At 69.5% G+C, this 20,797-nt stretch carries 20 protein-coding genes and 2 pseudogenes; 13 read left to right on the forward strand and 9 right to left on the reverse strand.

Translation table 11 applies throughout. From position 1 onward, the window contains the following. Positions 1–14: 14 nt before the first annotated feature. The 4 genes from plsX (at position 15) to ACYVO7_RS23465 (ending at position 3,156) form a co-directional block, all read left to right on the forward strand. Positions 15–1,082, forward strand: a complete 1,068-nt coding sequence (gene plsX, locus ACYVO7_RS23450) for a phosphate acyltransferase PlsX (protein ID WP_460452190.1) — start codon at positions 15–17, stop codon at positions 1,080–1,082. Further along, entirely contained in the window at positions 1,079–2,056 is a 978-nt protein-coding gene (locus ACYVO7_RS23455) for a beta-ketoacyl-ACP synthase III (protein ID WP_460452191.1), read from the forward strand. Before plsX ends, ACYVO7_RS23455 begins: the two co-directional genes overlap by 4 nt. A 162-nt stretch (positions 2,057–2,218) precedes the next feature. Beyond that, positions 2,219–2,533: an integration host factor subunit alpha gene (locus ACYVO7_RS23460; RefSeq protein ID WP_460452192.1), complete on the forward strand. Its 315-nt coding sequence runs from the start codon at positions 2,219–2,221 to the stop codon at positions 2,531–2,533. Between the two features lie 62 nt (positions 2,534–2,595). Next, a complete protein-coding gene (locus tag ACYVO7_RS23465; protein ID WP_460452193.1) occupies positions 2,596–3,156 on the forward strand; it encodes a MerR family transcriptional regulator in 561 nt (186 codons plus the stop codon). Positions 3,157–3,186: 30 nt separating this feature from the next. Here the strand turns inward: ACYVO7_RS23465 and acuI are convergent, their stop codons facing one another. The 4 genes from acuI to ACYVO7_RS23485 all read right to left on the reverse strand — a co-directional run bounded on the left by acuI (position 3,187) and on the right by ACYVO7_RS23485 (position 6,671). After that, positions 3,187–4,173: an acrylyl-CoA reductase (NADPH) gene (gene acuI / locus ACYVO7_RS23470; RefSeq protein WP_460452194.1), complete on the reverse strand. Its 987-nt coding sequence runs from the start codon at positions 4,171–4,173 to the stop codon at positions 3,187–3,189. 76 nt (positions 4,174–4,249) lie between these two features. After that, entirely contained in the window at positions 4,250–5,491 is a 1,242-nt protein-coding gene (locus tag ACYVO7_RS23475; RefSeq protein ID WP_460452195.1) for an MFS transporter, read from the reverse strand. Between the two features lie 98 nt (positions 5,492–5,589). Continuing rightward, positions 5,590–6,108 carry a PaaI family thioesterase gene (locus ACYVO7_RS23480; protein ID WP_460452196.1) on the reverse strand — a complete coding sequence of 173 codons (519 nt, stop codon included), beginning with the start codon at positions 6,106–6,108 and terminating at the stop codon, positions 5,590–5,592. 29 nt (positions 6,109–6,137) lie between these two features. Next, positions 6,138–6,671, reverse strand: coding sequence for a MarR family winged helix-turn-helix transcriptional regulator (locus ACYVO7_RS23485; protein WP_460452197.1), 534 nt, complete (start codon positions 6,669–6,671; stop codon positions 6,138–6,140). Between the two features lie 101 nt (positions 6,672–6,772). Between ACYVO7_RS23485 and ACYVO7_RS23490 the strand changes: the two genes are divergently transcribed. From ACYVO7_RS23490 to nadC, 4 genes are all read left to right on the forward strand, one after another. Then, positions 6,773–6,997 carry a hypothetical protein gene (locus ACYVO7_RS23490; protein ID WP_460452198.1) on the forward strand — a complete coding sequence of 75 codons (225 nt, stop codon included), beginning with the start codon at positions 6,773–6,775 and terminating at the stop codon, positions 6,995–6,997. 151 nt (positions 6,998–7,148) lie between these two features. Then, on the forward strand, positions 7,149–8,243 hold the full coding sequence (nadA, locus tag ACYVO7_RS23495) for a quinolinate synthase NadA (RefSeq protein WP_460452199.1): 1,095 nt from the start codon (positions 7,149–7,151) through the stop codon (positions 8,241–8,243). An 80-nt stretch (positions 8,244–8,323) separates the two neighbouring features. After that, entirely contained in the window at positions 8,324–9,883 is a 1,560-nt protein-coding gene (locus ACYVO7_RS23500) for an L-aspartate oxidase (protein ID WP_460452200.1), read from the forward strand. Between the two features lie 28 nt (positions 9,884–9,911). Continuing rightward, the gene (nadC, locus tag ACYVO7_RS23505; RefSeq protein ID WP_460452201.1) at positions 9,912–10,793 is read left to right on the forward strand and encodes a carboxylating nicotinate-nucleotide diphosphorylase; all 882 of its coding nucleotides are present in this window, start codon (positions 9,912–9,914) and stop codon (positions 10,791–10,793) included. A gap of 163 nt (positions 10,794–10,956) precedes the next feature. Here the strand turns inward: nadC and ACYVO7_RS23510 are convergent, their stop codons facing one another. The 4 genes from ACYVO7_RS23510 to parE form a co-directional block, all read right to left on the reverse strand. Continuing rightward, the gene (locus ACYVO7_RS23510) at positions 10,957–12,216 is read right to left on the reverse strand and encodes a cell wall hydrolase (protein ID WP_460452202.1); all 1,260 of its coding nucleotides are present in this window, start codon (positions 12,214–12,216) and stop codon (positions 10,957–10,959) included. Positions 12,217–12,375: 159 nt separating this feature from the next. Beyond that, positions 12,376–12,612 carry a hypothetical protein gene (locus ACYVO7_RS23515; RefSeq protein ID WP_460452203.1) on the reverse strand — a complete coding sequence of 79 codons (237 nt, stop codon included), beginning with the start codon at positions 12,610–12,612 and terminating at the stop codon, positions 12,376–12,378. A 99-nt stretch (positions 12,613–12,711) separates the two neighbouring features. Continuing rightward, a complete protein-coding gene (locus tag ACYVO7_RS23520; protein WP_460452204.1) occupies positions 12,712–13,251 on the reverse strand; it encodes a cytochrome b in 540 nt (179 codons plus the stop codon). Between the two features lie 210 nt (positions 13,252–13,461). Next, entirely contained in the window at positions 13,462–15,579 is a 2,118-nt protein-coding gene (gene parE / locus ACYVO7_RS23525; RefSeq protein WP_460452205.1) for a DNA topoisomerase IV subunit B, read from the reverse strand. 252 nt (positions 15,580–15,831) lie between these two features. Here parE and ACYVO7_RS23530 point away from each other — a divergent pair, with 252 nt between their 5' ends. Together ACYVO7_RS23530 and ACYVO7_RS23535 are read left to right on the forward strand one after the other, a co-directional pair. Continuing rightward, a complete protein-coding gene (locus tag ACYVO7_RS23530; RefSeq protein ID WP_460452206.1) occupies positions 15,832–16,980 on the forward strand; it encodes an SGNH/GDSL hydrolase family protein in 1,149 nt (382 codons plus the stop codon). A gap of 36 nt (positions 16,981–17,016) precedes the next feature. After that, positions 17,017–17,754: pseudogene (locus ACYVO7_RS23535) on the forward strand (autotransporter outer membrane beta-barrel domain-containing protein); the annotation flags it as partial. 820 nt (positions 17,755–18,574) lie between these two features. Here the strand turns inward: ACYVO7_RS23535 and ACYVO7_RS23540 are convergent. Further along, positions 18,575–18,830, reverse strand: a pseudogene (locus ACYVO7_RS23540) (transposase); the annotation flags it as partial. A gap of 243 nt (positions 18,831–19,073) precedes the next feature. Here ACYVO7_RS23540 and ACYVO7_RS23545 point away from each other — a divergent pair. The 3 genes from ACYVO7_RS23545 to ACYVO7_RS23555 are packed head-to-tail and all read left to right on the forward strand — an operon-like array spanning position 19,074 to position 20,796. Further along, on the forward strand, positions 19,074–19,793 hold the full coding sequence (locus ACYVO7_RS23545; protein ID WP_460452207.1) for an FCD domain-containing protein: 720 nt from the start codon (positions 19,074–19,076) through the stop codon (positions 19,791–19,793). Further along, positions 19,790–20,104 (forward strand): putative quinol monooxygenase, encoded by a 315-nt coding sequence (locus ACYVO7_RS23550; RefSeq protein WP_460452208.1) that lies wholly within the window; start codon positions 19,790–19,792, stop codon positions 20,102–20,104. The genes ACYVO7_RS23545 and ACYVO7_RS23550 overlap by 4 nt, the downstream gene beginning before the upstream one ends. Then, the gene (locus ACYVO7_RS23555; protein ID WP_460452209.1) at positions 20,101–20,796 is read left to right on the forward strand and encodes an amino acid ABC transporter permease; all 696 of its coding nucleotides are present in this window, start codon (positions 20,101–20,103) and stop codon (positions 20,794–20,796) included. The genes ACYVO7_RS23550 and ACYVO7_RS23555 overlap by 4 nt, the downstream gene beginning before the upstream one ends. The last annotated feature ends 1 nt before the right edge of the window (position 20,797 follow it).

Genomic DNA, 20,797 nt, shown 5'->3' on the forward strand with positions numbered 1-20,797 from the left:
CGGCCTGGGAATCCATGACACGCAACGTGAGGATCGCGCTCGACGCCATGGGAGGGGACCACGGCCCCTCGGTGGTCATCCCCGGCGCCGCGCTGGCGCTCGTCAGGCATCCCGACGCGACCTTCATCATTCACGGCAAGGAGGCGGAGTGCCTGCCCGTGCTGGAGCGGCATCCGGCCCTGAAGGCCGTGACCACGTTCCACCACTCCGACGTCGCGATCCGCATGGACGACAAGCCCAGCCAGGCGCTGCGGCAGGGCCGTTACAAGTCGTCGATGTGGCGCGCCATCGACTCGGTGAAGAAGGGCGAGGCCGACGTCGCCGTGTCGGCCGGCAACACCGGCGCGCTGATGGTGATGTCGAAGTTCTGCCTGCGCACCATGGCGCAGGTGGATCGTCCCGCCATCGCGGCGATCTGGCCCACCATCAAGGGCGAGAGCATCGTGCTGGACGTCGGGGCGACGATCGGCGCCGACGCCCGCCATCTCGTCGACCTCGCCATCATGGGCTCGGCCATGGCGCAGATCGTCTTCGGAATCGATCGTCCCACCGTCGGCCTCCTCAATGTCGGCGTCGAGGAGATCAAGGGCGTCGAGGAGGTCAAGTCCGCCGGGCGCCTCCTGAAGGAGGGCGGTTTTCCCCACCTCTCTTACGCCGGCTTCGTCGAGGGCGACGACATTGGGCAGGGCGCGGTGGACGTGGTGGTCACCGAGGGCTTCGCCGGCAACATCGCGCTGAAGACCGCCGAGGGAACGGCCCGGCAGATGGCGTCCTACCTGCGCAGCGCCATGAGCCGCACCTTCATGGCCAAGCTCGGCTACGTCTTCGCCAAGGGCGCCTTCGACTCCCTGCGCGAGAAGATGGACCCGCGCCGCGCCAATGGGGGCGTTTTCCTTGGCCTCGACGGCATCGTCATCAAGAGCCACGGCGGAGCCGACCAGACGGGATTCGCCGCCGCGATCGATCTGGGCTACGACATGGTGAAACACGACCTCCTGTCCAAGATTCGCGACAGTCTTGAGGCCCACTTCCCGAGCGCGACGCCCGAGCCGGCGATCGCGGCGCCGGAGACTCAGGTGTGATGACATTGCGTTCGGTCGTCATCGGATGCGGCCAAAGCCTCCCCGATCGCGTTCTCGCCAATGCGGAGCTCTCCACCATGGTGGACACCTCCGACGATTGGATCGTGGAGCGGACCGGCATCCGCCAGCGCCACATCGCCGCCAAGGAGGAGACCACCTCCGTGCTGGCCACGCGCGCGGCGCGCGCCGCCCTGGCGTCGGCCGGCGTGGACGCGTCGGAGATCGACCTGATCATCGTCGCCACCGCGACGCCGGACTTCACCTTCCCGGCCACCGCCACGCAGGTCCAGGCGGCCTTGGGCGTCACGCGCGGCGCGGCCTTCGACCTGCAGGCCGTATGCTCGGGCTTCGTCTACGCCCTGACCACCGCGGACAAGTTCCTCACCTCCGGCACGCATCAGCGCGCCCTGGTTATCGGCGCGGAGACCTTCTCGCGCATCCTGGACTGGACCGACCGCACCACCTGCGTGCTTTTCGGCGACGGCGCCGGCGCGGTGGTGCTGGAGGCGCGGCGGGGCGACGGCGAATTGTCGGACCGCGGCGTGCTCTCCACCCATATCCGGGCCGACGGCCGGCACCTCGACAAGCTCTATGTCGATGGCGGCCCCTCGTCGACGGCCACCACGGGCCATCTCAGGATGGAGGGCAAGGAGGTGTTCCGGCACGCCGTGAACTTCCTGGCCGAGACGATCGAGGAAACCTTCCGCGTCACGGGCGTGACCGCCGACGCGATCGACTGGTTCGTCCCCCACCAGGCCAACCGGCGCATCATCGACGCCACGGCGCGCAAGCTGGGCATCGATTCGGCCCGCGTCGTGGTCACCGTCGAGGACCACGGCAACACCTCCGCGGCGTCGATCCCGCTGGCGCTCGCCACGGCCTGCGCGGATGGCCGGATCAAGCCGGGCCAACTGGTCCTGATCGAGGCGATGGGCGGCGGCTTCACCTGGGGCTCCGCGCTGATCCGCTGGTGAGCGGCTCAGCCTCACCAATCTGTGATTGAATCATCCGCTCTTGCGTCATCATCGTTGACCGGTGTCGGATCACAGAATAGCCTTCGCTATCAGAGGCATAGCCGCAGTCTTCACTGCGCTCTGCTGAAGGCTTCTTTTGACGAGAAAGCATCGGGGGACGGTGTGGCCGAACGGACGATCACGCGGGCCGAGCTGTGCGAGGCCGTCTACAAGGGTGTGGGCCTGTCCCGGACCGAGTCGTCGGCGCTCGTCGAACTGGTGCTGAAAGAGGTCTCCGACTGCCTGGCCAATGGCGAGACGGTGAAGCTCTCGTCCTTTGGGTCCTTCGTGGTGCGCTCAAAGGGAGAGCGCGTGGGCCGCAACCCCAAGACGGGCGTCGAGGTGCCGATCGAGCCCCGCCGCGTCATGGTGTTCAAGCCCTCCAACATCCTGAAGGCCCGAATCAATGGCCTGGACGTGCGCGACGTCGCGGATTGACGTCGGCGAACCCGGGGGCGCGTCGCCGCCCTTTCGTCTGAACGCCTGCCCGGGGGCCCGAGGTGGACAAAAGTCCTGACGCTTTCAGAACCATCAGCGAGGTCGCCGAAGATCTCGACCTGCCGCAGCACGTGCTCCGGTTCTGGGAGACGCGATTCTCTCAGATCAGGCCGCTGAAGCGGGGAGGCGGACGGCGCTACTACCGCCCGGACGACGTCGATCTCCTGCGCGGGATCCGGCAGCTGCTCTACGGGCAGGGCTACACCATCAAGGGCGTGCAGCGCATCCTCAAGGAGCAGGGCGTCCGCTCCGTGCAGGCGCTCGGGCGCGGCGAGATCACGGCCCCGATGCCGCCGCCGAGCCATGGCGGCGCCGAGGAGGACGATCCGCTCGACTCCTATGGGCCGGACGACGAGATGGGCGAGGCGGAGACCCGCGGCTCGTCCGTGGCCACCCTGACGCAGGTGGCCCGGCCGGGGCCGTCCTCCATGGGCGGCCTGCAGATGTCGCCGGACGCGATCCGCCGCCTGCAGGGCGCGCTGTTCGAGCTTCTCGAATGCCAGCGCCTGATCGACGCCGTCCGCGGCGCGCCCGCGCAGGAGAGCGACGGCGAGGCCGCCTGAGCGGCCCCGGCCGGCCGGCGGGACCGGGCCTCAGCCGATCTCCACCACCACGCGGCCCCGCACCGTCCCGTCCAGGATCTTCTGGCCGGTCTCGATCACCCGGTCGAACGGGATGGTCGTGGTGAGCGCCGCCAGCTTGGCGCGGTCGAGATCCCGGTCCAGCCGCGACCACGCTTCCAGCCGCCGCGCCTTGGCGGCCATCACGCTGTCGACGCCGAGCAGCGCGACGCCGCGCAGGATGAAGGGCGCCACGGACGAGGGCAGGTCCATGCCGCCCGCCAGTCCGCAGGCGGCGATCGCGCCATTGTAGCGGGTCATCGACAGGAGGTTGGCCAGCGTGGTGGACCCGACCGAATCGACGCCCGCCGCCCAGCGCTCCCGGGCCAGCGGCTTGGCCGGTCCGGCGAGCTCCTGGCGGTCGATGATCTCGGCGGCCCCCAGGCCCTTGAGGTAGTCGGCCTCCTGCGGCCGGCCGGTCGAGGCGATGACATGCCAGCCCAGCTTGGACAGGAGCGCGATCGCCACCGAGCCGACGCCGCCCGCCGCGCCGGTGACCACGACAGGCCCCTTGTCCGGGGTGAGCCCATGTTTCTCGAGCGCGATCACGGCCAGCGCGGCCGTGTAGCCGGCCGTCCCGATGGCCATGGTCTCGGCCGCGCTCAGGCCCTCGGGGCGCCGGATCAGCCAGTCGCCCTTCACGCGGGCCTTCTGGGCGTAGGCGCCCAGATGCGTCTCGCCGATTCCCCAGCCGTTGAGGACCACCGCGTCGCCGGGCTTCCAGTCCGGATGGCTGGAGCTCTCCACCTCCCCGGCGAAGTCGATGCCGGGAATCATCGGGAAGCGCCGAACCACCGGCGCCTTGCCGGTCAGCGCCAGGCCGTCCTTGTAGTTGACCGTGGAATGCGTGACCCGGACGGTCACGTCGCCGTCCATCAGCTCGGTTTCGTCGAAGTCCCGGAAGCTGCAGACGTAGCCCTGCTCGCCCTTGTCGACCACCACCGCCCGGAATGCCGTCATCGCCGCGTCCTCACCCTGTCGCATCGGTCCGGCAGTTGTGGCCGAGGCGCGCGCATGCGGCAAGCCCGGCTCGGCGTCAGGCGCCCGCCGTCGCCGGGCGGACGACCGCCTCCTCCTTGATCGGGATGTTGATCAGCGCCGACGCGACGCCCAGCCCTACCGACAGCCACCACACGGCGTTGTAGGACCCGGTGCGCTCATAGATGGCCCCGCCCAGCCAGACGCCCAGGAACCCGCCCAGCTGGTGGGAGAAGAACGCGAAGCCGTAGAGCATCGCCAAATAGCGCGTCCCGAACATCTGCAGCACCAGGCTGGAGGTCGGCGGCACGGTGGAGAGCCACAGGAGGCCCATGCCGACGCCGAAGGCCAGGGCGGTCGCCGGCGAGGGCGGCAGCAGCATGAACACCGTGACCACCAGCGAGCGCCCGAGATAGATCCCGGAGAGCAGCCATCTCTTGGGCATCCGGCCGGAGAGCCAGCCGGACGTGAGCGATCCGACGGCGTTGGAGAGCCCGATGATCGCCAGGGTCCATGCGCCGACCCAGGCCGGCAGGTTCTGGTCCTTCAGATAGGCCGGCATATGGGCGGTCACGAAGGCCAGCTGGAACCCGCAGGTGAAGAAGCCGATCACTAGCAGGACGTAGCTCGGGTGCCGGAACGCTTCCGAGAGCGCCTGCCGGATGGACTGCGAGGGACCCACGCCCGCGGAGTTTCCGTTGCCGCGGGTCGCGAGCGTGATGGAGAGCGGAACGACGAGCAGGACGGTGAGGCCGAAAATCAGGCTGGTCTGCTGCCAGCCGATCGAGTCGATCAGCATGGAGCCGAAGGGCGGGAACAGGAACTGGCCGAAAGAGCCCGCCGCGGTCCCGAGCCCGAAGGACAGGCCGCGCCATCTGTCCGGCAGGAGCTTGCCGAAGGCGCCGAGGACGAGGTTGAACGAGCAGCCCGACAGGCCGAAGCCGATCAGCACGCCCGCGCCCAGCGTCATCATGCCGGGCGTGCTCGCCACGGCCATCAGGGCGAGGCCTCCCGCATAGAGCAGCGCGCCCGCGATCAGCACCCTGATCGTCCCGAAGCGGTCGGCCAGCGCGCCGGCGAAGGGTTGTCCCACGCCCCACAGCAGGTTCTGGATGGCGATGGCGAAGGAGAACACCTCGCGGCCCCAGCCGAACTCCTGGCTCATCGGGATCTGGAACAGCCCGGCGGAGGCGCGCGGACCGAAGGTGATCAGGCCGCAGAGGCACCCCGCCACCAGGATCGTCTCGGGAGCGTAGCGGGAGGCCCGGCGGGCCAGCGATGGTTCAGAGGCGGCGGTCATCGGCGAAGGGCTCCGGGTCGGAAGCCGGAACCATAAGGTCCGATCTTCCAGGCTAAAAGTCAGGGCTTGTGATGCGTCCGATCGGTCCGTGCGATCGGTCAAGCCGCTGCGGCGGCCGGGACGTCGAAGACGAAGCAGGTCTCGGTGCCATGGGCGAGCAGCCGGCCCTTGGCGTCGTAGAGCTTGCCCTCCGACGTCGCGAGACGGCCGCCGGCGTGGATCACGGAGCCCACGGCCCGGACGCGGCCGGCGTCCGGCAGGACCGGGCGCACGAAATGAACCTTGAACTCGGCCGTCGTGTAGCCTTGCCCGGCGCGCAGCATGCTGTGGACCGCGCAGGCCATCACGGTGTCCAGCATGATGGAGGTCCAGCCCCCGTGGATCGTCCCGAGCGGGTTCAGGAAGGCGTGCGAGGGCTCGCCCTCGAACTCCACTTCGCCCTCGTCGGCGCGGCCGAGCCGCATGCCCGAGATCTCGGCGATCGGCGGAGCGGGATAACGGCCGGCGATCATGCCGCGCAGGAAGTCGAGGCCTGACACGGACGCGACCTCGCGCAACGGCAGGACGCCGTAGCGGGGGGTGGTCGGGGCCTGCTGGTCGAGGGTGGGGGACGACATCGGATTCTCCTGCGGAACGCACGGGAAGGTCAGGCGGGGGGCGGCGCGTCGCGATCGTCGGCGAGGCGCGCGGCGAGCGCGTCGGCGGTGCGGCGCAGTCGGGCCAGCTCGCGCCGGTAGCTTTGCGCGGCGTCCGGCCCCAGTTCGGCCGTGAAGGCGTCCTGCGCCTTGCGCCAGAAGGGCAGGGCCCGGGCCATCGCCTCCTCGCCTTTGGGCGTGAGCCGATACCGCTTGCCCCGCCCGGACGACTGGACGGGGGCGACGAGGCCCGAGCGCCGCATCTGGTCGATGTTGCGCAGCAGGGTGGTGCGCTCGAGCGCCAGCCCGTCGGCCAGATGGGAGAGCGTCTCGTAGCGGTCGATCTTGAACGCCGCCAGGACCGAGAACTGCGCCATCTGCAGCCCGGTTTCGCGCATGAAGGCGTTGTAGACGCGCATGAGCGACCGCGCCGCCATCATGGCCGACCGCGCGAAACACAGCGGCAGGTCGGGCGGCAGGTCCTCCGGGAAGGAGGGCGCTTCGGCGTCGGGACGGCGATCGGCGTTCATGGCGTGTGGATACACGCTTCTCGCGTGGCTGGGAAGACGCACGCGCCGTGAATTCTGCAACCCGGGATGCGTAGACTCAGGCGGCGCCATATCCTCACGTGATTGCTGGAGGGCGCATGCTGTCCCAGGCTGACATCGACGCATTCACGGCAGGCGAGAGCGGCGAGGGCGGGCAGGGCGGCAAGGCTCCAGGCCAGCCGCCTCCGCCGGCGGAGGCCGTGGCCGTGGCCCCAGCGCCCGAACGGCCCAGCGCCGCGCTTTGGCCGCGCATCCCGGCCGTCCAGCCCTGGTTCCCGCTCTGGTGGCTGCGCTACCCCACCCGGCTCGACGGCGAGAGCTGATCCGTCACAAATCGGTCGCCAGCCCCTTTCCATTCAGGGGCGTCGTGCCTATAATACTTATGCTCACTTTGAGCAGAAGCCGACCGATCCTCATGCCCGATCGGTCTTCCCAGTCTGTTCTTATGCTCAAAGTGAGCATTAGGGGGAAGTCATGGAAGCCCAGCTCGCCCTTCGCCCCGCGCCGTCGCCCCTGGCCTCGACGGCCGCGCCGCTCACTCCCGCGCAGCGGAGATACGGGCTCCTGCCGACGCCCGACCTGGCCTGGACTCCGGCGGTCGAGAGGGCGACGGCGCATCTCTACGACAAGGTCCGCGACGTGATCCCGTCGGTGGAGTGGCCCTTCTTCGCGCCCTATGTGAAGGCGATCAACGAGCTGAAGGCGGAGCGCGGGGCAGTCATCCTGGCCCACAATTACCAGACGCCCGAGATCTTCCATTGCGTCGCCGACGTCGTGGGCGACAGCCTGCAGCTGGCCCGGCGGGCCGCCGAAGCCGAGCAGGACATCATCGTCCAGTGCGGCGTGCACTTCATGGCCGAGACCTCCAAGCTCCTCAGCCCGGACAAGACGGTGCTGATCCCCGACAGCCGCGCCGGCTGCTCGCTCGCCGCCTCCATCACGGGCGCCGACGTGCGGCTGCTGAAGCAGCGTTATCCGGGCGTGCCGGTGGTCACCTATGTGAATTCCTCCGCCGACGTGAAGGCGGAGACGGACATCTGCTGCACCTCCTCCAACGCCGTCCAGGTGGTCGAGAGCCTGGGCGTCGACCGCGTCATCTTCCTGCCGGACGAGTATCTCGGCCACTACGTCCAGTCCCAGACCCGCGTGCGGCTCATCCTCTGGAAGGGCCATTGCGAGGTGCACGAGCGCTTCACCGGGGCGGAGCTTCGCGCCTATCGGGAGGCCGACCCGTCCATCCAGATCATCGCCCACCCGGAATGCCCGCCGGACGTGCTCGCCGAGGCCGATTTCACCGGCTCCACGGCGCACATGATCGACTGGGTGAAGACCCGCCAGCCGCGACGGGTCGTCATGGTCACCGAGTGCTCGATGGCTGACAACGTCGCCGCCGAGGCGCCCCGGGTCGAGTTCGTGCGGCCCTGCAATCTCTGCCCGCACATGAAGCGGATCACGCTGCCCAAGATCCTCGACAGCCTGGTCAACATGCGCGAGGAGGTCCTGATCGACCCGGCCATCGCGGAGCGCGCGCGGCTGCCCATCGAGCGCATGGTCAACCTGAAGGCCTGAACCCCGATCCCCGACACGCCTGCGCGCCGGCGACGCCCGGCGCGCAGGACTCCACGCGCCCTGAGCCGAGCCCGATCGCCATGGCCTCACCCATCATCATCGTCGGCGGCGGCCTTGCGGGGCTCTTCTGCGCCCTCAAGCTCGCGCCGCGGCCGGTCACCGTGCTGGCCGCCGCTCCCATCGGCGAGGGCGCGTCCTCCAGCTGGGCCCAGGGCGGCGTCGCGGCCGCCATGTCGGAGGGCGACAGCCCCGAAAAGCACGCCGCCGACACGGTGGCGGCCGGCGCCGGGCTGGTCGACCAAGCCGTGGTCCTGCAGATGGCGCGCGAGGCCGGCGACCGGGTCCGCGACCTGCTCGCCTATGGCGTGCCCTTCGACAAGGACCTCGAAGGCCGGCTGGTGCAATCGCGCGAGGCGGCCCATTCCGAGCGCCGGATCGTGCGGGTGAAGGGCGACATGGCCGGCCGGGCCATCATGGAGGCCCTGATCGCGGCCGTGCGGCGCACGCCCTCCATCACCGTGATGGAGGGGGAGTTTGCCGAGTCCCTGGTGGTCGACCGCGGCTGCGTCGTCGGAGTCGTGAGCCGCGGCGACGCCGGGGCCGCCGCGCTCGCCCGCGCCCTGCCGGCGGCGGCGGTCGTGCTCGCCACGGGCGGGATCGGCCACCTCTACGCCGTCACCACCAATCCGTCGCAGGCCAACGGGCAAGGGCTGGCGCTGGCCGCCGAGGCCGGCGCGCTGATCGCGGACGCCGAATTCGTCCAGTTCCACCCCACCGCCATCGACATCGGCCGCGACCCCGCGCCCCTCGCCACCGAGGCGCTGCGGGGCGAGGGCGCGATCCTGGTCGACCGGACCGGCCGCCGGTTCATGCCCGACCTCCATCCGGACGCCGAGCTCGCGCCGCGCGACATCGTCGCCCGCGGCGTCTTCGCCGAGATCGCGGCCGGACGGGGCGCCTTCCTGGATTGCCGCGCCGCCGTCGGCGAGGCGTTCGCCGAGAGGTTCCCCACCGTCTACGCCGCCTGCGCCGGCGCGGGCCTCGATCCGGCGCGAAGCCCGATTCCCATCGTGCCGGCCGAGCACTACCACATGGGCGGCGTCTGGACCGACGCGCGCGGCCGCAGCTCCGTCGAGCGGCTCTGGGTCGCCGGCGAGGCCGCCTCCACCGGCGTCCACGGGGCCAACCGCCTCGCCTCCAACTCCCTGTTGGAGGCGGTCGTCTTCGCCGGGCGCATCGCCGCCGACCTGCAGGCGCTCGACCTGCCCGAGATCGGGCCGCTCCCTGGCGCCGCAGCGCCGGACCGCGGGCCGGCCCGCGACCCGGGCGACGACGAGCTCCTGCCGCGGCTGCGCCGCCTGATGAGCGCCAGAGTGGGGGTGATCCGCGACGGGGCGGGGCTGGCCGCCGCCTGCCGCGACCTGGCGGCCATGACGGCCGAGGCGCGCACGCCCTCCTTCCGCAACATGCTCACCGCGGCGACGCTGATCACGGCCGCCGCGGCGGCGCGCCCGGAGAGCCGGGGCGGCCATTTCCGCAGCGACCACCCGCATCCGGACCCCGTCCTGGCGCGGCGCTCGCGCCTCAATCTCCAGGAAGCGCGCTTCATCGCGGCCCGCGCCGCGGCGTCCGCCGCCTGACTGTCGCCTCATCCGCCGGAGCCGCCTCATGACCGCCCTGTTCCTCAACCCGCTCCTGATCGACGAGGCCGTCCGCCGGGCCCTCGACGAGGACCTGGGCCGCGCCGGCGACATCACCACCAACGCCACGATCCCGGCGGCCGCGACCGCCACGGCCGTGATCGCCTCCCGGCAACAGGGCGTGGTCTCGGGCCTGCCGCTCGCGGCGGCGGCGTTCCGGATCTTCGATCCGGCGGTCCGCTTCGAGCCCGTGGCGCAGGATGGCGAGCGGGTCGAAGCCGGCGGCGTCGTGGCCCGCGTCTCCGGCCCCGCCCGCTCCATCCTGTCGGCCGAGAGGGTGGCGCTGAACTTCATGGGCCGGCTCTCGGGCGTCGCCACCCACACGGCGGCCTATGTGGATGAGGTCCGGGGCACGCCGGCGCGCATCGTCTGCACCCGCAAGACCACGCCCGGGCTGCGGGCCTTCGAGAAATACGCCGTCAAATGCGGCGGCGGCGCCAACCACCGCTACGGGCTCGACGACGCCGTGCTGATCAAGGACAACCACGTGGCCGTCGCCGGCGGCGTCGCCCAGGCGCTGCGCGCCGCCAAGGCGGCCGTCGGCCATCTGGTGAAGGTCGAGATCGAGATCGACCGCATGGACCAGCTCGACGCCGTCCTGGCCGAGGGCGCCGACGTTGTCCTGTTCGACAATATGAGCCCGGCCGACATGGCCGAGGGCGTCCGCCGGGTCGCCGGGCGCATGAAGACCGAGGCGTCCGGCAACGTGAACCTTCAGACCGTCCGGGCGATCGCCGAATCCGGCGTCGACATGATTTCCGTGGGCGCTCTGACCCACTCGTCCAAGGTGCTGGATCTCGGCCTTGACGTCGAGATCAGCGTCGGGGAGCGCCCGGTGGGGCTTCGATGACCGGGCAGCTCACCGTGCTTTTGATGTGGTGGAAGCCCGAGGACCACAGCGCGGCGAGCCGTCTTAGTGTGCCGATCGGGGTAACGAAAGCAAGCATGGCATTATCAAGAATCATTGATGTCCAGCAGCATAGTGTCGTATGTGCGATGGGCGCCACAGACGCTCAGGTCTGGCCTGGCTTCAGCTTGTAGAAAATGTGCCGGCCGATCACGTCCATCTTCTTGAGGCGCTTGGCCCAGAAGGGTTTCACGTAATTGGCGTGGTAATGCGTGGCGCCGCCCACATCGGCGTTGTAGGTCTGGCCGAACGTGACCTCGCGGGCGATCCTCACCGCCATCTTCCAGTGTTCCGTCTCGGTGATGCGCAGCGCCTTGCCTTCGCAGGCGAAGGAGAACTGGCAGGCGAATTTCCGGTGCCGGTTCTGGTAGACGACGCCGCACACGCTGGCGGGATAGAGCCCGCTTTTGACGCGGTTCAGCACCACCTGCGCGACGGCCGCCTGGCCCTCTTCGGGCTCGCTGCGCGCTTCGAAATAGACCGCCTCGGCGAGGCAGCGCTCTTCCTTGTTGAGGTTTTCCGGGTCGAGCAGGCTGGCGTAGCTCGGCCGCAGGTCGTCGGCCTTGGGCGCCACGGTGACGCCGGCCTGGCCGGGCGAGCCCAGCGCGACGTTGCGCGAGCGCAAGGCGTTCAGCCCGTCGACGGACACCGGCGCGGCCGCGATCTCCACCGGGGTGGCGTCGGCGGGCGCGGGCGTGGTGGAGGAGAGCGACACGGCGCGCGGCACCGTCGGGGTCGAGCCGATCCCGGTCGTGGTGCTGCCCGAAGCCCGCGCGGCCGCCGTCGACTGCGAGGTGCTCGATCCGGACGAGGCGCCGCCCAGCGGCGTTCCCGGGGTCGTCGCGGCGGCGTCGCTGGACGGCTCGAACGCCGTCACCGAGTCCGGCGCGTCGACGCTCGGCGGCAGCAGGATGGTCGGGGGCAGCAGGTCGACATTGTGGCCGGTCAGCATGCGCTCGCCGCGCCGCAGGCCGGGCGGCGTCTGCGACAGGCTGGGTCGCAGCACCAGGATGGGGTCGCCCTTATGGGTGCGGTCCACCACCGGATAGCCCTTGTTGCCGGCCTTCATCTCGGCGCGGGGCGCGGGCGCGCCCGCATAGGCGTCGGGGGAGGGCTCTTCGGCCGGCAGCCGGGCGGAGTGGATCAGGCCGTAGCGGCCCGGGATGGCGGGAGAGGCGGAGAGCAGGCTGGAGCGGACCGGCGGCACCAGCATCCCGGCGGTTCCGAGCGGCGCCTGCGTCATCGCCGAGACCTGGAAGCCTCCGGACGCGTCCACTCCGGCGTCCGCCGCCATCGAGACCAGAACGCCGGCCGCAAGCACCCACGGGGCCACCGTTCCGAACGCCCAACGCACACTTGAAGTCATGCGCACGCAACCTCACGCCCACCAGAACAGATGCGGCGCCGTTACCGAAGTATGACCGGAACGGGTTCAGACGACCGCGACTTCATTTATCGGAGAGTAAGGTTGACCAGGCGTTAACAGGCCGGATCGTCACGGCGCGGCGCGACGTGGCGCGCCGATCTACTTGCGCGCGCCGGTGCAGGGATCGAGCACGACCGCGCTGGCATGGCGCTGGACGGACCCGGTCGACACCGGATCCAGCACCGACCGGATCTGCTCGATGGACTGCTTGACGGAGGGGACCCGCGCCTGCGCCACCTGCGCGCCGGAGGGCTGGACGGCGGCCGCCAGATAGCGCACCGCGCCCGCCGACACCACGCAGATCGTCAGGGCGAACATGATCGTCGCGCCCAGCATGCGTCCGCTCGTCCCGCCCATCGTCTCACGTCCCGCGCCGGCGCATGACGCGCCGGCCCGCAAGGTACGATGGACATGGTTAACGGCTTCTTTGGCGCGTCAGCGCGCCGGGAGCATGCGCTGGAGCACGCCGTCGCGGCGGACGAAATGGTGCCAGAGCGCCGCGGCCGCATGGAGCGCGGCCAGACCCACCAGCGCATAGGCCGCCCACTCGTGGACCTCCTTCATGGGCCGCGACACGGCGCGGCTGGCCGCGATCGGGGAGGGGATCTGGAAGACGTAGAAGTCGATCCCGCGGCCGCGGAAGAAGATCAGGGCCAAGCCGACCAGGGGCGTGGCGATCATCAGGGCGTAGAGCCCGACATGGCCCAGCCGCGAGGTGGCGTCGATGAAGCGCCCGAGCGTCGGGTCCGCGGGCGGCGGCTTGTGGCGCCAGCGCCAGCCGAGGCGCCCCGCATAGAGCGCCAGGATCAGAAGGCCGAGCAGCATGTGAACGTTGACGAAGGCGGCTTCCGCCGATCGGGGGAGGGCGTCGACGAGCAGCCCCATCGCGAACACCACGACGATGAGCCCCGCCATCGTCCAGTGAAAGAAGCGCGATACGGCGTCGTAGCGGTCGGTCGTCGTGAGGGTCGTCATGTCTCCTCCTTCAAGACCGGTCCGATCGGCCGGGGGCTGCCCCGAACGGACGCAGGTGGATCGCTCCCGGGCCGAAGCCGAGCCGGACGCGGGATGGCCCAGTTGTGGCCGCCCGCGCCTTTCCGGCGCATGACGGGGGCATGAACACAGTCCGGGTCCGTCCCGCCTCCGCGCGCAGGGGCCGGCCTCGCCGAGCCCCCGGCTCCGGGCTCAGATGTCCACCAGCTCGGTCGCGAAGGCCGCGCGCTCCTGGATGAAGGCGAAGCGCGCCTCGGGCTTGTTGCCCATCAGCCGCTCGACGGTGTCGCTCGTGACCGGCTTCTCGTCCGTGATCACCTGGACCTGCAGCAGCGTGCGCCGCTTGGGATCCATGGTGGTCTCCTTCAGCTGGGCCGGCATCATCTCGCCCAGGCCCTTGAAGCGCCCGATCTCGACATTGGACTTGCCCTTGAACTCGGTGCGCAGCAGGTCGTCCTTGTCGGCGTCGGTGCGGGCGTAGACGGTCTTGCCGCCATGCGTCAGGCGATAGAGCGGAGGCACGGCGAGATAGAGATGGCCGCCCTCGATCAGCTTGGGCGTCTGGCGATAGAAGAAGGTGATCAGCAGCGAGGCGATGTGGGCGCCGTCGACGTCGGCGTCCGTCATGATCACCACTTTCTCGTAGCGCAGCTCCTCTTCCTTGAAATGCGCGCCCGTGCCGCAGCCGAGCGCCTGCACGAGGTCGGAGAGCTGCTGGTTCTGGGCCAGCTTGTCCCGCCCGGCGGAGGCGACGTTCAGGATCTTGCCGCGCAGCGGCAGCACGGCCTGGGTCTGGCGGTCGCGGGCCTGCTTGGCCGAGCCGCCGGCCGAGTCGCCCTCCACGATGAAGATCTCGGACCCGGCCGCTCCCGCCGCGGTGCAGTCGGCGAGCTTGCCCGGGAGGCGAAGCTTGCGCACGGCCGTCTTGCGCAGCACCTCCTTCTCGGCGCGGCGCCGGATGCGTTCCTCGGCGCGCTCGATCGTCCAGTCCAGAAGCTTCGTCGCCTGCGCGGGCGATCCGGCCAGCCAGTGGTCGAAGGCGTCCCGGATGGCGTTCTCCACGATCCGCGACGCCTCCAGCGTGGCGAGCTTGTCCTTGGTCTGGCCCTGGAACTCCGGCTCGCGGATGAACACCGACAGCATGGCCGCGCAGGAGGCCATGATGTCGTCGGTGGTCAGCGTCGCGGCGCGCTTGGACTGCCCGATGCGCTCGGCATGGTCCTTCAGCGCGCGCAGAAGCGCGATGCGCAGGCCCGACTCGTGCGTGCCGCCCTCGGGCGTCGGGATGGTGTTGCAGTAGGAATTGACGAAGCCGTCCTCGCCCGGCCCGAGCCAGCTGATCGCCCATTCGAGCGAGCCGTGGCCGCCCGCCTTCTCGATCTTGCCGGCGAAGATCTGGTCGGTGATGAGCTCCTTGCCCTCGATCTCCCGCGCCAGATAGTCCTTCAGGCCGGCCGGGAAGCGGAACACCGCCTCGGCCGGCACCTTGTCGACGCCGTCCAGCAGCGCCGGCGCGCAGGACCAGCGGATCTCGACGCCGCCGAAGAGATAAGCCTTGGACCGCGCCATCTTGAACAGGCGCCGCGGCGAGAACCGCGCCTCCGGCCCGAAGATCTCCGGGTCCGGATGAAACCGCACCCGCGTGCCCCGGCGGTTGCGCACCTCGCCGAGCGCCTCGACCGGACCCAGCGCGTGGCCGCGCGAAAAGACCTGGCGGTAGAGTTGCTGGGCTCGGGCCACCTCCACCTCGAGCCGGTCCGACAACGCGTTCACCACCGAAATGCCGACGCCGTGCAGGCCGCCGGACGTCTCGTAGACCTTGGAGTCGAATTTGCCGCCCGCGTGCAGCGTGGTCATGATGACCTCGAGCGCGGACTTGCCGGGAAACTTCGGATGCGGGTCGATCGGGATGCCGCGGCCATTGTCGGTGACCGTGATCGCGCCGTCCTCGGCCAGCCCCACCTCGATGAAGCTCGCATGGCCGGCCACGGCCTCGTCCATGGAGTTGTCGATGACCTCGGCGAAGAGGTGGTGCAGCGCCTTCTCGTCGGTGCCGCCGATATACATGCCGGGCCGCCGGCGCACCGGCTCCAGCCCCTCCAGCACCTCGATCGAGGCGGCCGTATAGCCGGCCTCGCCGGGCGTGCCGACGGGCGCGGGCGCCGCGGCCAGCGTCGTGCGGCGGGCCGGCTTGGCGCGCTCCGGCGCGCCCTTGGCGGGCGACCCCGCGTCGGCCCCGGCCAGGTCCGGATCCGCCTCCGGCAGCTTCCGCGCAGCCCCGCCGCCAAAGAGATCGCCCGTATTCGCCATGCCGCCGCCGCCGCCCCGTGCTGATTCGCTGCGCGTCCAGTATGCCACGCCCAAGCCCCGTTGGAACGGATCGGAAACACGCCGTCCACCGAAAACGCCGCGCGGCGTTCTTTGGCGAGCGCGCCGTCACTAACGGGGGATCGTGTCGCGGGCGGGGCGAGCGCGGGCGGGGGAACGCCGGCCGCGCGGCGATTGACTCTCGTCAAGTTTCGGTCGTTTTCTAGGGCCAAAGAAGACGGGAAGGGGCGACCGATGAGGAAGGCTGGGATTTGGGCGGCGGCCGGCGCGCTGCTGGCGTCCGCGTGGGGGGCGCAGGCCCAGACCCCGCGCATCGTGGCCTTCGGGGACAGCCTGTCGGATCCCGGCAACCTCTTCATCGCGACCGGCGGGACGACCCCGCCGAATCCGTATGACCAGGGGCGTTTCTCCAACGGCCTGACCTGGGTGGAGCGCCTGTCGGGCGCGCCGCTCAACTTCTTCACCTTCGCGGCGGGCCGGCCGGGCAGCGTGGATTTCGCCTTCGGCGGCGCGCGGACCGACACGACGGTCGCCAATCCGCCCGGCATCCCGGACCAGATCGCCAGCTATCTGTCGCGCGGCGGGACCTTCGGCTCCTCCGACCTCGTGACGCTCTGGGGCGGCGCCAACAACATCTTCCAGGCGCTTGCGGCGCCGTCGCCGACGCTGGCCTCCCTCGGCGCGGCCTCGACGGGCGGCGCCGGCGCGCTCGCCGGCTCGGTCCAGGCGCTCGCGGCGGCGGGGGCGCGCAACATCGTCGTGCTGAACCTGCCCGATCTCGGCCTCACGCCGAGCTTCCTCAACACGGCCGGGCAGGCGGGGGCGACCTACGCGTCCGCCGCCTTCAACCAGCAGCTCGCCGCGTCCCTCGCGGCCGTGAAGGCCGCGAATCCGGGCGTCAGCATCATCCAGGTGGACGCCAAGTCGATCTTCGACCTCGTGGCCGCCAGCCCGGGCGCGTTCGGCGTCGCCAATTCCAGCGCGGCCTGCCTCGCGACGCCGTCCTGCGTCGCCGCCCCGGCCGCGGTCCAGAACGGCTTCGCGTTCTGGGACGGCGTCCATCCCACCGCCGCCGGGCATGAGCTGATCGCCCGGCTCGCGCTCGAATATCTGAACGCCCCCGTCTCGGCGGCGGGCCTCTCCGGCATGGCGGACGTCGCCCTCATGGACCGCCGCGACGCCGCGGCGCGCGCCTTCGGCCGCTTCGACCGGATCCGCCTCGGCCTGCAGCAGCCGGACGGCGTCTACGCCGAGGCGCTCGGCGGCCGGCTCGAAGCGGGCCAGGACGGCGGCCGGCCGGGCTATTCGTCGAACCGCGCCGGGCTGGCGGCGGGCGTGACCCACGCTTTCACCCCGAACTACGCGGTCGGCCTGGAGGCCTAATTCACCTCGGGCCGCTACGAGAGCGGCGGCTATCGCAGCGACCTCGTGGTCGGCGGCTTCGACGCCGTGTCGTCCTATACGCGCGGCCCGTTCTTCGCCCGCCTGGGCGCCGGCTTTGGAATCAATCGCTTCGGCGGATTGGAGCGGGCCACGCTCGGACCGTTGAAGAACGCCGCGAGCGCGACGGGTCTGTCGGCCAACGTCACCGCCGAGACCGGACTCTCCTACAAGTTCGGAGCGCTGGACGTGTCGCCTCGCCTGCGGCTCGGCTGGCTCGGCGCGAATTTCGACCGCTTCCAGGAGGCGGGCGTGGTCGCCCCGCTCGACGTGCGCAGCCGCTCGGTGTCGGCCCTGGCCGGCGCCGCGGAGGTGCATTTCGCCTATGATCTCGTCTCCGAGCGCGGCCGCAGGATCGCGCTGCTCGGCACGGTGGGGTATGAGCGCTGGTTCGGCGTGTCGGGCTACCAGGTCGAGGCCGAACTCGCCGGCAACACGGCCCTGCCTTTCGCCGTGCGCGCCGCCAAGCCGACCGGTCCGGGCCTGCTCGTCGGGGCCGGCCTCGCCGGCCGGCGAAGCCAGCGCCCGCCGTCACGAGGGCAGGGTCGGGGTCCAGTACCGCTTTTGAGCCGCGTCGCGCCCGATCCGGGCCTCGCCGTCAGCCCCGGCCGCCGCCGGCGGCCGTCAGGGCCGCCGCCATCACGGCCGCGACGCCGTGCGCGATCCGGCCCAGGCGCGTGTCGCTGCGTCCCGCCCGCCGGGGCGGATGCGGCGTAAAGGCCCCCTCGTCATACGCGAAGCTTGCGCCCGCCATGGCGGCGATCTGGTCGAGGGGGACGGTGCGCGGGAGCCGGGTCTTCATCATGCCCTCCATGCTAGGCGAGACACGGTTAACGCCTCCTCCACGGCCGCGGTCGAGCTGGACGCCGAGAGCGCGTCCGGCCTCGATGCCGCCGGCGCCGGACTTCATCCCTGCGTGGTTCATGGCGTCCGCTCCTCCCGCGCTCCGGATGCCGAAGGGCTAGCGTCCAGACATGACGCGGCGGTGACGCGCGCCGAGCGGCCCCGAACGCAAACGGGGCGCCCGAAGGCGCCCCGTCGCAATCAGAGTCAGGCCCGGCCTTGCGGCCGGCGGCGGCTCAGTACGAGTAGTACATCGAGTTCTGCAGTCGTTTTGGGTAACGCGAGAAAATATTAAGAATTTCAATAGTTTACGCAATTTTCTACCTCGGCATGTTTTCTTTTCCGCACCACGATTCGAACCACCGTGCGCCACCCCTGAAGCGGATAGAGCCGGTCGCCAGATATAAGCGGGACCCTGCGAGCGGCGACTCCGTCGACCCATTATGTGGTGAACTGCCCGGGCAGCTAGGCATGCAAGTGGTTCGGGCAGGGCCGCTCCCACGGTGCAATCTGCCCCGACGATCGGCTTGCCGTTTTTCACCGCGTGCGGCCCTTGATCGTTTCAGCATCTGCGTCGCCCCTGATACGCCAAGCGGACCTCAGCGACGCCCGCTTCGCGCCGATTGCGTTGAAAAGTTGCCTAGTTGGCTTGGGCAGAGGCGCGGGCGACCCAGGGCGAGAAGCGCCTTCCTCCTCAGGTTTGGCATCCCTTGGGGCCCGTTCGGCAGGAGTTTGGCCAGCTTCCTGAGGCTGCAAGGTGGAACTCGTCTCTGGCTCCAGGGGGGCCGCGGAGCCGCAATCGGTCGAGCCTCAAAATGCGCTTCAGGCGCAAACAGCATCTCCACCCTCTTCCGCTGTCGGCGTGAGGTGACGTACTCGTCAGTGGTGGCGTTGGCCCGCGCCATGTCGCGGGCCCCTTCGTGGATCGAGCGTGGGACCTTGCGGGCGGGCTCGCGCAGCACGTCACTGTCGCGGAAGCGGCCTTACGGCGCCCACTAGTGCAGAAGCCCCGGTGCGCCGTTCCGAAGCGGCCGTCCAGCCGGCCTTGCCAGTTCCTCCTCAACGGCAAGCCTATGGCTCAGCGCGAACTGATGGTCCTTCTCGAAGTCGGCCCACGTCGCCGCGCTCAAAAATTGATTGACAGCTCACTACTGCCAGAGTGATGTCAGGCCGCACTGGTCTGATAGGTGGATATGTTCAGCATCAAGCCGATCCGCCGCAGGAAGGTTTCCGAGGAGCTTGTGGAGCAACTCGTCGACTCGATTGTGTCGGGCAAAGCGCCCCCAGGAACTCTGCTCCCCTCGGAGCGTGAATTGGTCGATCAGTTCGGGGTTGGTCGCAGCTCCGTGCGAGAGGCACTCTTCGCGCTGCAGAAAATCGGACTGATCGCGCTCAGCAATGGCGAGCGCGCAGTTGTGGTCGAGCCGACGTCCGCGGCACTGGTCAATGAATTAGCGGCGCCAGTGCGTTACTTCCTGTCCCGTCCCTCAGGCGTGCGTGAGTTCCAATGCGCGCGCGAATTTCTTGAAGTGGGTCTCGCGCGCCACGCAGCGAAGCACCGCACGGCGGAGGATCTCGCCCGTCTCGAGGCTGCGCTGGTCGCCAATCGAGGGGCGGTGAACGATGTGGACCGCTTCATCGATACCGACGTGGCCTTTCATGACATCCTCGCGGACATCTCCGGCAATTCGATCTTCACGACCCTGAGCTCCGCGCTCTCTTCCTGGCTGCGCAACCAGCGTGCGGTCAGCGTTGGCCGTTCCGGCTCGCCGGAGGCGGCCGTTGCGGCGCATGCCCGGATCTTCGAAGCCATCGCAGCAAGCGACCCGGACGCCGCAGAGGCTGCCATGCGCGATCACCTCAACCAGGTAGTAAATTTCTACTGGTCAGGCTCGGAAGGAGGCAGCCGATGAGCCGTTTTGCAGTGATCGTCGAGTTCGTGGTCCGAACAGGGCAGACGGCGGCTTTCAAGGAACTAATTGTGGCGAATGCGTCTGCTTCTGTGGCCGATGAGCCCGGCTGCCATCGTTTCGATGTTCTAGTTGACCAAGCGGACGAGGATACTGTTGTCCTTTATGAGATCTATGAGGACGAAGCCGCCTTCGCCGAGCACTCAAAATCCGCGCATTATTTGACCTTCGCGGAAGCATCTCTCCCTCTGGTTCAGGCCAAGACAGTACGGTCGCTCCGGATCATTGCTACGCCCGAGGCCGGAAAGCTGTGAATTACACGTTCCAATTCGAATTCACGACCGCTGATTGGGCGACCCTGTTCGCAGGGGCCGTTCGTACTCTGTGGTATTCGTCGCTGGGCATGGTTGTTGGTCTGGCGATCGGGATTGTCGGTGCAATCTGGCGTAATTCGCGGCTCCAGGTCTTGCGGCTAGTCGCCGGCGGCTATGTCGAATTCGTTCGCAACACTCCTCTGCTCATCCAGCTATTCCTGATCTTTTTCGGCCTACCGATGCTCGGCGTGCGGCTTTCTGCGGACCAGGCCGCCATAGTGGCGCTCACCTTCAACTTTGGAGCTTATGCGACCGAGATCGTCAGGGCGGGCATTGCAGCCGTGCCGAGCGGGCAAATCGAGGCAGGTCACGCGATGGGACTGACCTGGTTCGAGACCTTTCGCCACATTGTGATCCTGCCCGGGATCGAGCGGGTCTATCCCGCGCTGATCAGCCAATTCACGCTTTTGATGCTGGGATCCAGCATCGTGTCAGCTATCGGAGCCAATGAGCTGACATCGGCCGCCAACTCGATCCAGTCCCGGAATTTCCGCAGCTTCGAAGTCTACACCATTGCGACGCTGGCCTATCTCGGGCTGACGTTGCTGTTCCGCCTGGGCTTCCACTGGCTCGGTTACGTGATCTTCCCACGTCGCCGGATCATTGGCGTCGCGGCCACGAAGGTTCGCTGAA

The sequence above is a fragment of the Alsobacter sp. SYSU BS001988 genome (genome assembly GCF_054796215.1).